Here is a 15314-nt window from a genome sequence, read left to right as displayed (position 1 = left end):
AAGCTAGATCAGATATGAATAAAGGAGGGAAACGTCCATGGGTTACAGAAAACTTGGTCGTACAAGTTCTCAACGTAAAGCGTTATTACGTGACTTAGCTACTGATTTAATCATCAACGAGCGCATTGAAACTACTGAAGCTCGCGCTAAAGAAGTACGTAAAGCTGTTGAAAAAATGATTACTTTAGGTAAACGCGGAGATTTACATGCTCGTCGTCAAGCGGCTGCATTCATCCGTCGTGAGTTAGTAACTACTACTGACGCAGAAGGTAACGAAGCTACTTCATTCGCATTACAAAAATTATTCGATGATGTTGCACCACGTTATACAGAGCGTCAAGGTGGTTACACTCGTATCCTTAAAGTAGGTCCTCGTCGTGGAGACGGCGCGCCTATCGTTGTGATTGAATTAGTTTAATCTTAATGTTTGGTGAAAAGGGTGCCCGGTTCACCGGTTGAATCCGGGTGCCCTTTTATATATAAATCTGCTTTTGTAAGACAGATTTAGTTTTTATACGATTTATACGACAATAATTAAGCTGAGCGTTATGATGAGCGGGCACATCTGTGTGGCGTCTCGTTTAGCTCTCCGCACCTCATTCAACAGATATTCGGGCTTGAGCACCTGAATCTCTTGTAAATGTAACGACAAGCGCATTTCTCTGAATGAGGTGCGCGCTTTTTTATTTATAAAATTTTCAAAATTTTTCCTATACATATATAAAAATAAAGCGCGTGTGCAAACGTGCTTTATTTTTATATATGTACTCTTTCAATGTTTCCTAGGAAAGGGTAGCGTCCATATGTAAAACAGTGTAATTTTATTAGTAGAGCTGAGAAAGAGAGGAGCAGAGCAGCGTGACAGAAATCTTATCATTTAACAACGTAACTTTTTCCTATACGCCGGATAAACCGGAAGCACGTAAAGCCGTGCAAAATGTCTCCTTCTCCGTAAAAAAAGGAGAATGGATTGCCATCGTTGGACATAATGGTTCTGGTAAATCGACTATGGCCAAATTAATGAGCGGCTTATTATTCCCAGAAGACGGGGAAGTGCGCGTATTAAAAAGTGTACTTACAGAAGAAAACCTTTGGAAAACTCGTTCGCAAATCGGCATGGTATTCCAAAATCCAGATAACCAATTCGTAGGAGCAACAGTGCAAGATGATGTTGCTTTCTCTTTAGAAAATAACGGCGTGCCGTATAAGGAAATGGTTGAACGTGTGCATGAGTCCCTTGCACAAGTAAAGATGGAGAAATTCCTCAACCATGAGCCGCACCATTTATCAGGTGGACAAAAACAGCGTGTGGCCATTGCTGGTGCACTAGCGATGCATCCTCAGCTACTCATTTTAGATGAAGCGACATCCATGCTGGATCCACAAGGGCGTGACGAAGTACTGCAAATTGTACAAGCACTGCGTGAGAAAATCGGGTTGACGGTGTTATCGATTACACATGATTTAGAAGAGGCGATTTTAGCCGATCGCATTCTCTTCATGAATGACGGTAAGAAGTTTTCAGAAGGTACACCGTCAGAAATTTTTGCACTAGGAGACAAACTAGTCGATTTTGGCTTAGACTTACCCTTTGCAATGAAAATGACCAAGCTTTTGCAGATGCAAGGCGTACAACTAGTAGGACAACATATGACAGAAGAAGAGCTGGTGAATGATCTATGGACATCAAACTTCAACAAGTAAGCTATGCCTATTCAAAAGGCACACCGTTTGAAAAATATGCGCTGCATGATGTAGAACTGGCTATCCCGCATCAAGCATACCAAGCAATTATCGGTCATACGGGCTCAGGTAAATCAACCATCCTTCAGCATTTTAACGGGCTACTGAAACCTTCATCAGGAACGGTGCATATTGGTGACCGTGTCATTGAGGCTGGCAAGAAGGCAAAGGAGTTAAAGCCAGTTCGTCAAAAGGTTGGCATTGTATTCCAATTTCCTGAGCATCAGCTATTTGAAGAAACCGTATTAAAGGATATTATGTTTGGCCCAATGAATTTTGGAGTGACAGCTGAAGAAGCTGAGCGCCGTGCGCGTGAGCTTATTGGACTCGTTGGCTTACCGGATTCGGTACTAGAGAAATCACCATTTGATTTATCAGGAGGGCAAATGCGCCGCGTAGCAATTGCGGGGGTACTTGCAATGGAGCCTGAAGTAATCGTATTAGATGAGCCAACAGCCGGACTTGATCCACGCGGGCAACAAGAAATTATGGATATGTTTTATAAATTGCATAAGGAGCAAGGACTAACAACAATCCTTGTTACACATAGTATGGAAGATGCGGCACGTTATGCAGACCATATTGCGATTATGTACGAAGGTAAATGTGTGCTAACAGGTGGGTCGCATGAAATTTTTGCAGACACAGAGTCACTTGCAAAATTCCGCTTAGAGCCACCGCGTATCGTTCGTTTCCAGCGTAAAATAGAGAAGCTCATGAATACACAACTTCCGAAAATTTGTTTAACAGAGGAAGAGCTTGCCGAAGAAATTGGACGCATGATCCGAAAGGGGCGTGACGTACAATGATGGAGAAAATGATTTTTGGTCGGTACATACCGGGGAACTCATTCGTACATCAGTTAGACCCGCGCTCGAAGCTCGTATTCGTTTTTGCGTTTATTATTGTTGTGTTTCTTGCTAATAACGTAGTAACGTATAGTCTACTACTAGCATTTACACTCTTTGTGATTTTACTGTCGCACATTCGTCTATACTTTTTAATAAATGGACTAAAGCCGGTCATTATCCTCATGGTGTTTACATTCCTATTACATGTGTTGTTTACACGTGAAGGTGCGGTCATTTTAGATCTGGGCTTCTTAAAAATTTACGAAGAAGGTTTGAAGCAGGGGATATTCATTTCAATTCGTTTCTTAGTACTCGTGTTCATTACATCAATTTTGACATTAACGACGTCACCGATTTCGATTACTGATGGTATTGAAACATTACTAAATCCATTCAAGAAGATTAAACTACCTGTACATGAGCTGGCGCTGATGATGTCCATCTCACTGCGCTTCATTCCAACCTTAATGGATGAGACAGATAAAATTATGAAAGCTCAAATGGCTCGTGGCTCGGATTTGAGTGCAGGTCCAATTAAGGATCGTCTTAAAGCCGTCGTACCATTGCTCGTGCCGCTATTCGTTAGTGCGTTTAAACGCGCTGAAGATTTAGCGACGGCGATGGAAGTGCGCGGCTATCGAGGCGGCGAAGGGCGTACGCGTTATCGTCAGCTGAAATGGGACGTGAAAGATACGATTAGTTTAGTAGGTCTTGCAGCAATGGGCGCATTACTGTTCTTCTATCGTAGTTAACTAAGGAGATTGTTATGAGACGTTTAAAGGCAAAGATTAGCTATGATGGTACAGCCTTTTCTGGCTATCAAGTACAGCCAGGGGAACGTACCGTACAGCTTGAAATTGAAAAGGTGCTCGAGGTCATGCATAAGGGGGCACTTGTAAAGATTACAGCAAGTGGTCGTACAGATGCACGTGTACATGCGACCGGGCAAACGATTCATTTTGATACGCCGTTAGCGATTCCACTTGAAAAATATATGAAAGCGCTCAATGTGCAACTGCCACGTGATATTCGCGTGCACACGATTGAAGAAGTACCACCGGACTTTCATGCGCGCTATCATGTGAGCGGTAAGCGCTACCGTTATATTTGGGACTGCGCGCCGGTCCAAAGTCCGTTCCGTCGTCACTATACAGTGGAGACAAACGGGGTGAAACCGAATATTGAAGCAATGCGTGAGGCAGCCGGTGCAATTTTAGGCGAGCATGATTTTTCTAGCTTCTGTGCGGCCAATACAAGTGTGATTGATAAAGTCCGTACAGTGTATGCGCTACAGTTTGAGTGGCATGGTGAAGAGCTGCATATGACGATTGAAGGCAATGGTTTCTTATACAATATGGTGCGTATCATTGCAGGGACACTTTGGGAAGTTGGCATGGGCAAGTGTGAAGCGAAAAGTATTCCACAGGTGATTGCATCTAAAAATCGCAACAATGCTGGGAAAACCGCGCCAGCACATGGCTTGTACTTAGAAAAAGTGTTTTATGAAGAAGGCCGCTACTAAATATTAGCAGCCAATTTTGACATAGTAATCACAATTTTTTTTAAAGCAATTACGTTTAAAGTTAAGACGAAAATAGGCTAAAGCGTGATTTATATGGGTTTAACAACATCTCCAGGTGTTCAATTAAATCCCTTGACTTTAGATAGGATACATTATATGATGATGTATGGTATTTTCATTACCACCACATAATAAGCCCCGAAACTTATAAGTGAAGAATAATGAAAAATAACGGTAATTAATATCGATTAGGAGGATACAAACATGCGCACAACTTTCATGGCTAAAGGCCACGAAGTAGACCGTAAGTGGTTAGTAATCGACGCAGAAGGCCAAACTCTTGGACGTTTAGCTTCTGAAGTAGCTTCTATCTTACGCGGTAAACATAAACCAACTTTCACACCAAACGTTGACACAGGTGATCACGTTATCATCATCAACGCGGAGAAAATTCATTTAACTGGTAACAAATTAGAAGGTAAAATTTACTACCGTCATACTCAATTCGCTGGTGGTTTAAAACAACGTACAGCTGGCGAAATGAAAGCGAAATACCCAACTCAAATGCTTGAGTTAGCAATCAAAGGGATGCTTCCTAAAAACTCTTTAGGTCGTAAAATGTTTACTAAATTAAACGTTTATACTGGCACAGAGCACCCACACGCAGCACAAAAACCAGAAGCTTACGAGCTACGTGGTTAATAAACTAAAATAATAGGAGGACATACCCTTGGCACAAGTTCAATACATCGGCACAGGTCGCCGTAAAAGCTCTACTGCTCGCGTACGTTTAGTACCAGGCGAAGGTAACATTGTAATCAACAACCGTGAAATCGGGGATTACCTACCATACGAAACTTTACATTTAATCATCAACCAACCTTTAGTAGCTACTGAAACTAAAGGAAGCTATGATATCCACGTTAACGTTAACGGTGGTGGATTCACAGGTCAAGCTGGTGCTATCCGTCACGGTATCGCACGTGCTTTATTACAAGTAGATCCAGATTTCCGTTCAGCTCTTAAAGCTGCTGGATTATTAACACGTGATTCACGCATGAAAGAACGTAAAAAACCAGGTCTACGCGGCGCTCGTCGTGCACCTCAGTTCTCAAAACGTTAATTTTTGCGAATTGGAAACCTCTCAAGCATTTGCTTGGGAGGTTTTTTTTGTGGTTAAGAAAGGATAACTTGCTTACCTCCATAATAAAGGACGTCATCTCGCTTCGTATTGGGGCGAGATGTTTCTTTCTCACGGTTAAAATTGCTGCGTAACGTGTAAAATCTACCACTTTTTGTTAATTGAATTGATTGAATGTATACAAATGTATACAATTATGCTCATAAGGAAGGTGATTTTGTGAAAAAAGAGTTTGGTGAAAGACCTCATCGCGGACCGCATTCAGGAGAAGAAGGTCGTCGCGACGGACGAAGAGGTCGAGGCGGTGCGCAAACATTCAGACGCGGGCGCGTATTAGAATTTTATCAACAACTAATCACGAAAAGGGATACATTAAAGCGTCAGCTCGAATCTACTGAGCTGAAATCCATTCAACCAGTCATCGCTGGTGAATTAAAGGCCATTGAAACGGTAATGGATGAATTTAAAGTAGCGTTTTGTTTAGAGGAAGTTGTCGAAGAACAGCAAGAACGAGTAGAGGAAGAGTAGTGTATTCTACTACATAATGAAAGAGATGTGTTCGGATGCATTCAGCTTTAAAACTTTCAAAATATTTAAAACCATATATGGCGTTTGCGATTATTGCGCCGCTCATGATGGTCATTGAAGTAAGTATGGATTTACTCCAACCCACGATCATGCAACATATTATTGATGACGGGATTGCCGAAAATGATACGCCCTACATTATTAAGATGTTTGGGCTAATGATAGTTAGTGCGATTATAGGGCTTGTTGGTGGCGTAGGCTGTTCGATTTATAGCTCGCGCGCTGCGGTCAATTTTGCGACAGATATTCGCCAAGATTTATATGAAACAATTACGTATTTTTCAAATCGTAATAAAGACCATTTCACACTTGGAAAATTAATTACGAACATTACCAGTGATGTAGAAATGGTGCAGCGCGCACTTAGTATGCTACTAAAAATTTTTGTGCGTGGCCCGTTGATGTTTATTGGTGCGGTCATTATCGTGTTTTTTACCGCGCGCGAACTATTTTCTGTCCTGTTATTTGTTGTGCCGATTTTGGCATTGTGTATGTATTTCTTTACACGGTTGTCAGGTAAGCTTTTTCACAAGGTACAAAAAGCTATCGACCAGGTAAACACGCGCATGCAGGAAAGCTTAGCGGGGATTCGCGTCATTAAAGCGTACAATCGAAAGGCTCATCAAATCGAACAATTTGCTGAAGTAAACCATGAATTAATGAAACGTAATATTCATGCGGACCAAATCATCGGACTATTAATGCCGCTGACAATGTTCGTTGTAAATATGGGAATGATTGCTGCGCTCTGGACAGGTGCGGTTAAAGTCGAAACTGGTACATTGCAAGTAGGCGTTATTCTAGCTTTTATTAACTATTTAATGATTATTATGAACGGGCTTATGAGTTCATCGATGGTACTTGTACAAATTGCGCGTGCCCTGCCGAGTGCAGACCGGATTGTCGAAGTATTAGAGGAAGAGACAGATATTATGAATCCACAACAGCCACTAGCATTACCAATTCAAGGGGCAGTCGAGTTCGATCAAGTGAGCTTTTCTTATATAAAGGCGAACGAACCAGTGCTTAAAAATATTTCATTTACAGCAAATGCCGGAGATACGATTGGCGTTATTGGGATGACGGGAAGCGGAAAGTCGACGCTCGTGAAATTACTACCACGCTTATTTGATGTCGATAGTGGCATGGTTCGTATTGACGGGCAGCCGATTACGCAATATGATCTTCAAACATTGCGCGAGTCAATTGGCTTTGCGCCGCAAAAGGCAACATTGTTCTCGAAAACGATTGAAGAAAATGTGAAATACGGGAATGATCAAGCTACTACTAGTCAACTAATTGAAGCGCTACACCAGTCTTGCGCGTCTGAATTTGTGGATAAGCTACCAAATAGAGAAAAGCATCAGCTGACACAAGGGGCAACGAACTTATCAGGTGGGCAAAAATAACGTCTTGCAATGGCTCGTGCATTTATTCGTAAACCGGCTATTCTTGTACTAGATGATACAACATCAGCTGTAGATAGCATTTCGGAAAAGGTGATTCAGCAAGCGATCGCTAAAAATTTTGCAGATAGTACAAAATTTATCGTATCATCGAAAATCTCTTCGATTCGACATGCAGACAAAATTCTCGTATTAGACGACGGACATATAGCGGAACAGGGAACGCATGAAGAACTTCTTCAGACGAGTAAAATTTATCAACAAATCGTTGCGACGCAGATAGAAAAAGGGGGAACGCTCCATGAATAAACAAGCCCCGCCACCAATGAAGCATCCGGGTGGTCGTTTTAACGGACCTGTTGTGAAACCGAAACATCAAAAAGAAACGTTACTTCGCATTTGGAGTTATTTAAAAAGGCAGCGTCTTGAAATTGTTAGTGCGATTTCGTTTGTTGTTTTATCTTCAATTTTGAGTTTACTTGGACCACTCTTAATCGGGAAAATTATTGATGAGTATATTATACCGAAAGATGTACCGGGTACAGTACGCATGCTGGGTGTTCTTGCGGCTATCTTTATCGGGTCATCCATTTTAACGTGGCTACAAACATTTGTCATGATTCGCGTGTCGCAAAAAACGATTCGGATGCTACGTCAAGAGCTATTCAAAAAAATTCAGTCACTGGCGTTGTCATTTTTTGATAAAAGGCAGCAAGGGGATTTAATGAGTCGTATGACGAATGATGTTGATAATTTAAACGCAGCATTATCACAAAGTGTCATTCAAATTGTATCGTCTGTCCTGAAGATTGTCGGGACAGCCATTGCACTACTCTACTTAAACTGGGTGCTCGCGCTTGTGACGCTTACAGTCATTCCGCTAATTGTCTGGGCGACGAAGCAAATTATTAAGCGTAGCAGTGTGAACTATGTACAGCGCCAAAAACATTTAGGAGTACTAAACGGTTTTATTGAAGAAACGATTTCAAACGGGGATATTACGACGCTATTCGGCAAAGAAACCGCGGCAGTCGAGCAATTCAAAGAAGCCAATGAAAAATTACGTACGTCTGCTATGCGCGCAGATATTATTTCTGGCTTCATGGGACCGATGAATAACTTTATGAATAACTTAGGACTCGGGCTTGTAATTGGGACCGGTGCAATAATGGCGGTAAATGGATTCATCACAATTGGGGTAATTACATCGTTCGTGACGTACACACGCCAATTTTTCCGTCCAATTAACCAGCTATCAAACTTATTGAATACATTCCAGTCTGCGATTGCTGGAGCGGAGCGTGTTTTTGAAATTTTAGATGAAAATGTAGAAGTTGCGAATATTCCAGGCGCAATTGAGAAACAGAAGCTAAGCGGAGATGTGCGCTTTGAGCATGTACAGTTCCACTATGAACCAGGCAAGCCGGTATTATTTGATCTTACATTTCATGCGAAACCTGGTGAAACCGTTGCGCTTGTGGGCCCACTGGTTCGGGGAAGACAACGATTATTCAGCTGCTGACGCGTTTTTATGATGCAACGGGTGGCCAACTTCTACTAGATGGTGAGCCGATTACCTCATACAAAATGGAGAATGTGCGTAATCATGTCGGTGTCGTCCTACAGGATACGTATCTTTTCTCAGGAACCGTACGCGAAAATATCCGTTTCGGGAAGCTTGATGCGACAGAAGAAGAAGTAGTAGAGGCAGCGAAAATTGCTTATGCGCACTCGTTTATTAAATATTTGCCGGAGCAGTATGAAACGCTTCTCACGTCTGGCGGCATGAACTTAAGTCAAGGGCAGCGGCAGTTGATTGCCATAGCGCGTGCGATTTTAGAAGATCCCGATATTTTGATTCTAGATGAGGCAACTTCGAGCGTTGATACAATGACGGAGGTGCATATTCAAAAAGGCTTAACTAATTTAATGGATGGGCGCACAAGCTTTGTCATTGCACACCGATTAAAAACGATTGAAAATGCCGACCAAATTCTTGTCATAAAAGACGGCTCTATTTTAGAGCAGGGCAATCACGAAACGCTAATGGTCCATAACGGTTTTTATGCGACACTTCAAAATCAGTTGAATACGGAGAGCTAAGTGAATACTCCCTCGTCCTTTCGCGTATAGTATCCAAAAGGACGGTGGACTAAATGAAACGTTGGCTCGCGCTATTGATGATTATGTTTTGTTCGATGATGGTCGTAGTATATGAAACAAGTGCATCGGACAAGCGATTCTTCTTACCAGAGCCTTTAGGTGGCGTCAAAATTGTGCTCGATGCAGGTCACGGCGGAATGGATGGTGGTGCCTCTAAAGGGGATGTCATTGAAAAGGAAATTACATTAGCGATTACCCATAGAGTTGCGCGGCAATTAACGCGCCTCGGTGCGGAAGTTGTTCTTACACGTTCAAAAGATGGCGATGTGCTATCAGAGCATGCACCGAATGAGCAGTTTCCGACTAATCGCGAACGAAAAAAACAGGATATTTTCTTGCGTGAATCATTGGTTGCTTCACATGAGCCAGACCTTTTTATAACGATCCATGCGAATGCCATTCCAAACAGCAAGTGGCGAGGGGCTCAAGTGTTTTATCATAAAGAGGGTCATGCCGATAGCGAGGCACTTGCAAAGGCGGTACAACTTTCCATTCGTGAAGAAATGCAAAACACGGACCGTGAAGCGTTATCGATTAAACAGATTTATTTATTAAAGAAAGTAGAAGCACCGGCGATTCTTGTTGAAACAGGTTTTATTAGTAATGACGAGGAACGAGAGCTACTCATAACGCCAAGCTATCAAGAGAAGATGGCGTATGCGATTACGCGCGGCATCGAGAACTATTTCGATCTACAATTTGAATAAGACAACAACTACTACGTAGGCCAAACCAGTATGCTATACTAGCATTAACATTAATATAGGGGAGTGTTTCAGGTGATAAACGAACAACAAGTACGCGAAATTTTAGGACAATTACAAGACCCATTTTTACATAAAACCTTAGCTGAAACGAACGGTCTAACAAACGTATCAATTAAAGAAGAAAAGAAACACATTAGCATTAAAGTGGCGATTGCAAAAACGAATACACCAGAACAAATGACCCTACAAATGAAAATTGTAGAAGTGTTAAAAGAAAATGGTGCGGATTCAGTAGGGATTCGTTTCGAAGAACTTTCGCAGGAGGCACTAGAAGCATTCCGCGGTCAAGCAACGGAATCAGAAGCACAGGACATTTTATCTCCGCTTTCAAGCGTGCAGTTTATTTCGATCGCATCAGGTAAGGGCGGCGTTGGTAAATCAACGGTTTCTGTTAATATGGCGGTAGCGCTTGCCCGCCTTGGCAAAAAAGTTGGATTAATCGATGCCGATATTTACGGTTTCAGTGTACCAGACATGATGGGTGTACAAGATATGCCTGTTGTGAAGGAAGATCGTATTTATCCAGTAGAGCGACTGGGAGTGAAAGTCATTTCAATGGGCTTCTTCGTTGAAAATAATGCGCCAATCGTTTGGCGAGGCCCAATGCTTGGGAAAGTGTTAGACCAATTTTTCCGTGATGTCGAGTGGGGCGAACTAGATTACCTTCTATTAGACTTACCACCAGGCACAGGGGACGTAGCGTTGGACATTCACCAAATGCTACCGTCTTCAAAGGAAATTGTTGTGACAACACCACATCCAACAGCGGCGTTCGTTGCGGCTCGTGCAGGTGCGATGGCACTACAAACAAACCATGAAATTCTAGGTGTTGTAGAGAACATGGCATGGTACGAATCAAGAACAGGTGAGCGAGAGTATGTGTTCGGTCAAGGAGGCGGTCCAAAGCTCGTGGAGGAATTACGTACAGAGCTTCTTGGCCAAATTCCTCTTGGGCAACCAGACTGGACGGATGCAGATTTCGCACCGTCTGTATACGCGACGGATCACCCAACAGGTAAACTTTATTTAGAGATGGCTGAGAAAGTCATTGGCAAACTAACGAACTAATATGTATAGACGATTGTGCGCGGCAGCCGCCCCGTACAATCGTCTTTTTTATTGCTCACCACTGGACTTTTCTGTACTGGTACTATCTTCAGAGCCGGAACCCGATTTATTAGCGGAAGTCGCTTCACCGCTTTTCTTAATTAGCTCCTGCCATTTCGTTTGCAAAAGAGGATTTTCAATCGTTTCCATAACGACTTTCTCCATTTCCTTGCGAAGTGTCGTGCCCTTTAAAATGGTCTCGAGTTGTTTTTGCATGTCAGGCTGTCCAAAAAACGTAATTAATTCCTCTTGGTAGGACGGGTCCTTAATCAAATCCTTCATTAATTCCTGTTGCTGCTTCTTCATGCTCTTGGCTATTGTTTCCTTAAACTTTGGATCCTCAAATGTTTTTTTCCAAAAATCCTCTGCGTCTTTAGATAGTAATGTTTCTTGAGTTGCCTTTTTAACCTCGTCCGTTTCTAGAACGAGCAACTCGCGAAAGCTCTGTTCTTCAAACAGTTGGCGAATGGCTTTCTTACCGTCCTCTGTTTGAATGGCATCGACCATCATTTTTTTCATTTCATCATATGAGGTATTATCTTTGGAATCACTGCAACCAATGAGGAATAGAGGAATCAATAGCAGTACAAAATATCGTCGAAACATATTTAATCCGTCCTTTCGTTTCAAGGCTCTTTCGATTATTGTTCACAATTCTCCGGATAATATGTATACGATTACATCATCATTAGCTTTTTTATGTGACCATTGATAAAATAGAGGAGGATATTTAGAAAATGGGGGACGTTATGTCGTGACGATAAGAAACTGGGTTAAATTTTTCTTTGTGGCAATGATAATCGGTGGTGGTGTCACAGGTGTGGTAGGTATCATCGTTCGTTGGGATTTCTTCCAACCATATTTAGTAGCTGGTGAGTTTGGCGAGTTCCTTGCTGCATTTGCTTGGATGATTCTTTTAGGGTTTACAATGAGCGTAATCGCACAAGCAGGCTTTTTTGCCTATTTAACATTACATCAAGTAGGTATGAATATTTTTCGCACGCTGACACTTTGGAACTGGGTTCAAATGTTATTAATTCTCATCGTACTGATCGACTTAGTGGTGTTCCGTTTTGCACCAGGCGCTGAGTCAGCAGGGGATTGGTTATTTTATATTGGGTTACTTCTATTCTTAATTGGTGCAGCTATTGCGACTGGGATTAAAAAAATTAAAATGACGCAAAAGCCACATGTATTAGTACCGACAATATTCTTTATGATTGTTGTGACATCACTTGAATGGATTATTGCATTAATGGGACGTCAAGGGAATATTGATACGTATGTAGCGCTATTACTATTCCCGATTGTTGCAGTGAATGCCTTCCAAGTATTAATGCTCCCAAAATTCAATGCAAAATCAGAACAAGACCGTAAAAAACTTGAAGTGCGTCGCAAAGCGCGTAAAGAAGCGGAGAAGCAAAAGCAAGCAAATGCATAATAACGAAGAGCTGTCCGTAATGGACAGCTCTTTTTTATGGAAAACGCTTCGTTGAAATCGTATAGCCAAATAAATTCTCTTCTATAGAGATAAATGGATTCGAATTTTTAAACTGAGTAAGCAAATCAAATTGTATATGTTGGTTACGATGCAGAGGAATGGCGATTAATTCTCCGTCAGCTAATGGTGTGTTCTGTTTTGAAAAAGAAAAGGTAGCAGAAGGTGACAACGCATTGATCTCTTTCGCAAACAAAGTTTCACGTAACGCATCGTCAAATACATAATCAGCGGTCGTAAACCAAAGTGGTAGCCGCTCGAATGCATTTTCATAAATGGCTAGTTGTTTAGACAGTAAATCAGATTCAACATAATCTGCACCGACACTGCCATATAAACCTGTCGGAAATTGCTTTTCCTTTATAAGTTTCGCAGTTGAATCGGAGCGCGCTATCCAATCAGCATCTAATAAAAGTAAAGGGTATGGAGGTGAAAGCGTTTTTAACCAATCTTCAAATCCGGCATGTGTATAGCTCACTTCTAGAATTAAAGTATGCCCATAATGACCCTTTGAAATGACATTCGGTGAGTTTGTCATCTGAAAAACAGGTAAATCGACATTTTTTGAATCAAAATAGAATAATACAAGAAATAGTGACAAAGCCAATGATACTAACACTTTAAACAAATTATTATCCCCCTTTTCCGTAAAGATTAAACATAGAAAAATGATTATCTTTAAAAAAGTTATGAAATAGTATTGACGGATATAACTAAGCGATGTTATTATAGTTAAGTCGCCAAGAGATGACGCGACAATGTAATAAAATGAACCTTGAAAACTGAACAAGCAAAACGTTAATTAAAACAACGTTTCGACGCACTGACACCTGTTAGTGGAGATCGGAACAAAAACATAGATATCAACTTTTAGTTGATACGCTAGCAAAGCAAATGAGCTTTCAAACTAACTTTTATGGAGAGTTTGATCCTGGCTCAGGACGAACGCTGGCGGCATGCCTAATACATGCAAGTCGAGCGAATGATGAAGAAGCTTGCTTCTTCTGATTTAGCGGCGGACGGGTGAGTAACACGTGGGTAACCTACCCTATAGATTGGGATAACTCAGGGAAACCTGGGCTAATACCGAATAATACATTTCCTTTCATGAGGAGATGTTAAAAGATGGTTTCGGCTATCACTATAGGATGGGCCCGCGGCGCATTAGCTAGTTGGTGAGGTAACGGCTCACCAAGGCAACGATGCGTAGCCGACCTGAGAGGGTGATCGGCCACACTGGGACTGAGACACGGCCCAGACTCCTACGGGAGGCAGCAGTAGGGAATCTTCCACAATGGGCGAAAGCCTGATGGAGCAATGCCGCGTGAGTGAAGAAGGATTTCGGTTCGTAAAACTCTGTTGTAAGGGAAGAACAAGTAGCGTAGTAACTGGCGTTACCTTGACGGTACCTTATTAGAAAGCCACGGCTAACTACGTGCCAGCAGCCGCGGTAATACGTAGGTGGCAAGCGTTGTCCGGAATTATTGGGCGTAAAGCGCGCGCAGGTGGTTCCTTAAGTCTGATGTGAAAGCCCACGGCTCAACCGTGGAGGGTCATTGGAAACTGGGGAACTTGAGTGCAGAAGAGGATAGTGGAATTCCAAGTGTAGCGGTGAAATGCGTAGAGATTTGGAGGAACACCAGTGGCGAAGGCGACTATCTGGTCTGTAACTGACACTGAGGCGCGAAAGCGTGGGGAGCAAACAGGATTAGATACCCTGGTAGTCCACGCCGTAAACGATGAGTGCTAAGTGTTGGGGGGTTTCCGCCCCTCAGTGCTGCAGCTAACGCATTAAGCACTCCGCCTGGGGAGTACGGTCGCAAGACTGAAACTCAAAGGAATTGACGGGGGCCCGCACAAGCGGTGGAGCATGTGGTTTAATTCGAAGCAACGCGAAGAACCTTACCAGGTCTTGACATCCCATTGACCATTATGGAGACATAGTTTTCCCTTCGGGGACAATGGTGACAGGTGGTGCATGGTTGTCGTCAGCTCGTGTCGTGAGATGTTGGGTTAAGTCCCGCAACGAGCGCAACCCTTATTCTTAGTTGCCATCATTTAGTTGGGCACTCTAAGGAGACTGCCGGTGACAAACCGGAGGAAGGTGGGGATGACGTCAAATCATCATGCCCCTTATGACCTGGGCTACACACGTGCTACAATGGACGGTACAAACGGTTGCCAACCCGCGAGGGGGAGCTAATCCGATAAAACCGTTCTCAGTTCGGATTGTAGGCTGCAACTCGCCTACATGAAGCCGGAATCGCTAGTAATCGCGGATCAGCATGCCGCGGTGAATACGTTCCCGGGCCTTGTACACACCGCCCGTCACACCACGAGAGTTTGTAACACCCGAAGTCGGTGAGGTAACCTTTATGGAGCCAGCCGCCGAAGGTGGGATAGATGATTGGGGTGAAGTCGTAACAAGGTAGCCGTATCGGAAGGTGCGGCTGGATCACCTCCTTTCTAAGGATAATTACGGAAGATTTCATCTTGGATGAAATCACAATTAACGTTTTGCTGTTCAG

The 15314-nt window shown here is 42.7% G+C and carries 13 protein-coding genes, 1 rRNA gene and 2 pseudogenes; 14 read left to right on the top strand and 2 right to left on the bottom strand.

Annotated elements, in window-relative coordinates; genetic code table 11:
* Positions 1 to 37 precede the first annotated feature (37 nt).
* The 12 genes and pseudogenes from rplQ (at position 38) to MHH87_RS17275 (ending at position 11249) form a co-directional block, all read left to right on the top strand.
* Complete coding sequence (gene rplQ, locus MHH87_RS17330) at positions 38 to 418, top strand: 50S ribosomal protein L17 (RefSeq protein ID WP_340750615.1); 381 nt, start codon at positions 38 to 40, stop codon at positions 416 to 418.
* Positions 419 to 858: 440 nt separating this feature from the next.
* Positions 859 to 1704 (top strand): energy-coupling factor ABC transporter ATP-binding protein, encoded by an 846-nt coding sequence (locus tag MHH87_RS17325; RefSeq protein WP_340750613.1) that lies wholly within the window; start codon positions 859 to 861, stop codon positions 1702 to 1704.
* Positions 1680 to 2552: an energy-coupling factor ABC transporter ATP-binding protein gene (locus tag MHH87_RS17320; protein ID WP_340750611.1), complete on the top strand. Its 873-nt coding sequence runs from the start codon at positions 1680 to 1682 to the stop codon at positions 2550 to 2552. Before MHH87_RS17325 ends, MHH87_RS17320 begins: the two co-directional genes overlap by 25 nt.
* On the top strand, positions 2549 to 3346 hold the full coding sequence (locus MHH87_RS17315) for an energy-coupling factor transporter transmembrane component T family protein (RefSeq protein ID WP_340750610.1): 798 nt from the start codon (positions 2549 to 2551) through the stop codon (positions 3344 to 3346). The genes MHH87_RS17320 and MHH87_RS17315 overlap by 4 nt, the downstream gene beginning before the upstream one ends.
* Positions 3347 to 3360: 14 nt before the next feature.
* On the top strand, positions 3361 to 4116 hold the full coding sequence (truA, locus tag MHH87_RS17310) for a tRNA pseudouridine(38-40) synthase TruA (protein ID WP_340750608.1): 756 nt from the start codon (positions 3361 to 3363) through the stop codon (positions 4114 to 4116).
* 264 nt (positions 4117 to 4380) lie between these two features.
* Positions 4381 to 4818 carry a 50S ribosomal protein L13 gene (rplM, locus tag MHH87_RS17305; RefSeq protein WP_340750606.1) on the top strand — a complete coding sequence of 146 codons (438 nt, stop codon included), beginning with the start codon at positions 4381 to 4383 and terminating at the stop codon, positions 4816 to 4818.
* A gap of 28 nt (positions 4819 to 4846) precedes the next feature.
* Positions 4847 to 5239 carry a 30S ribosomal protein S9 gene (gene rpsI / locus MHH87_RS17300; protein ID WP_340750604.1) on the top strand — a complete coding sequence of 131 codons (393 nt, stop codon included), beginning with the start codon at positions 4847 to 4849 and terminating at the stop codon, positions 5237 to 5239.
* Between the two features lie 237 nt (positions 5240 to 5476).
* Positions 5477 to 5785 (top strand): 2-keto-3-deoxygluconate kinase, encoded by a 309-nt coding sequence (locus tag MHH87_RS17295; protein ID WP_340750602.1) that lies wholly within the window; start codon positions 5477 to 5479, stop codon positions 5783 to 5785.
* A 35-nt stretch (positions 5786 to 5820) separates the two neighbouring features.
* Positions 5821 to 7560, top strand: a pseudogene (locus tag MHH87_RS17290) (ABC transporter ATP-binding protein).
* Positions 7553 to 9354: pseudogene (locus MHH87_RS17285) on the top strand (ABC transporter ATP-binding protein). The pseudogenes MHH87_RS17290 and MHH87_RS17285 overlap by 8 nt, the downstream one beginning before the upstream one ends.
* A 53-nt stretch (positions 9355 to 9407) precedes the next feature.
* Positions 9408 to 10121, top strand: coding sequence for an N-acetylmuramoyl-L-alanine amidase (locus MHH87_RS17280; RefSeq protein WP_340750599.1), 714 nt, complete (start codon positions 9408 to 9410; stop codon positions 10119 to 10121).
* Between the two features lie 72 nt (positions 10122 to 10193).
* A complete protein-coding gene (locus MHH87_RS17275) occupies positions 10194 to 11249 on the top strand; it encodes a P-loop NTPase (RefSeq protein ID WP_340750597.1) in 1056 nt (351 codons plus the stop codon).
* 48 nt (positions 11250 to 11297) lie between these two features.
* Here the strand turns inward: MHH87_RS17275 and gerD are convergent, their stop codons facing one another.
* Positions 11298 to 11894 (bottom strand): spore germination lipoprotein GerD, encoded by a 597-nt coding sequence (gerD, locus tag MHH87_RS17270; protein WP_340750595.1) that lies wholly within the window; start codon positions 11892 to 11894, stop codon positions 11298 to 11300.
* Positions 11895 to 12042: 148 nt separating this feature from the next.
* Between gerD and MHH87_RS17265 the strand changes: the two genes are divergently transcribed.
* Complete coding sequence (locus MHH87_RS17265; RefSeq protein WP_340750593.1) at positions 12043 to 12729, top strand: KinB-signaling pathway activation protein; 687 nt, start codon at positions 12043 to 12045, stop codon at positions 12727 to 12729.
* 34 nt (positions 12730 to 12763) lie between these two features.
* Here MHH87_RS17265 and MHH87_RS17260 read toward each other — a convergent pair whose 3' ends face one another.
* Entirely contained in the window at positions 12764 to 13414 is a 651-nt protein-coding gene (locus tag MHH87_RS17260; RefSeq protein WP_340750591.1) for a hypothetical protein, read from the bottom strand.
* Between the two features lie 285 nt (positions 13415 to 13699).
* On the opposite strand from MHH87_RS17260, the gene MHH87_RS17255 reads away from it, so the two are divergent.
* Positions 13700 to 15252: ribosomal RNA gene (locus MHH87_RS17255) — 16S ribosomal RNA — on the top strand.
* Positions 15253 to 15314 lie beyond the last annotated feature (62 nt).

Source organism: Solibacillus sp. FSL H8-0538, assembly GCF_038003525.1.
Taxonomy (GTDB): Bacteria; Bacillota; Bacilli; order Bacillales_A; family Planococcaceae; genus JBBOPI01.
The sequence above is the reverse complement of the archived record's forward strand: the minus strand, read 5'-3'. Positions and strand labels throughout refer to the sequence as shown.

Excerpts from the sequence above, each read along its gene's own strand:
- gerD (WP_340750595.1), bottom strand. The coding sequence starts at position 11,894 with ATGTTTCGACGATATTTTGTACTGCTATTGATTCCTCTATTCCTCATT.
- MHH87_RS17280 (WP_340750599.1), top strand. The coding sequence starts at position 9,408 with ATGAAACGTTGGCTCGCGCTATTGATGATTATGTTTTGTTCGATGATG.
- truA (WP_340750608.1), top strand. The coding sequence starts at position 3,361 with ATGAGACGTTTAAAGGCAAAGATTAGCTATGATGGTACAGCCTTTTCT.
- rplM (WP_340750606.1), top strand. The coding sequence starts at position 4,381 with ATGCGCACAACTTTCATGGCTAAAGGCCACGAAGTAGACCGTAAGTGG.
- MHH87_RS17320 (WP_340750611.1), top strand. The coding sequence starts at position 1,680 with ATGGACATCAAACTTCAACAAGTAAGCTATGCCTATTCAAAAGGCACA.
- rplQ (WP_340750615.1), top strand. The coding sequence starts at position 38 with ATGGGTTACAGAAAACTTGGTCGTACAAGTTCTCAACGTAAAGCGTTA.
- MHH87_RS17315 (WP_340750610.1), top strand. The coding sequence starts at position 2,549 with ATGATGGAGAAAATGATTTTTGGTCGGTACATACCGGGGAACTCATTC.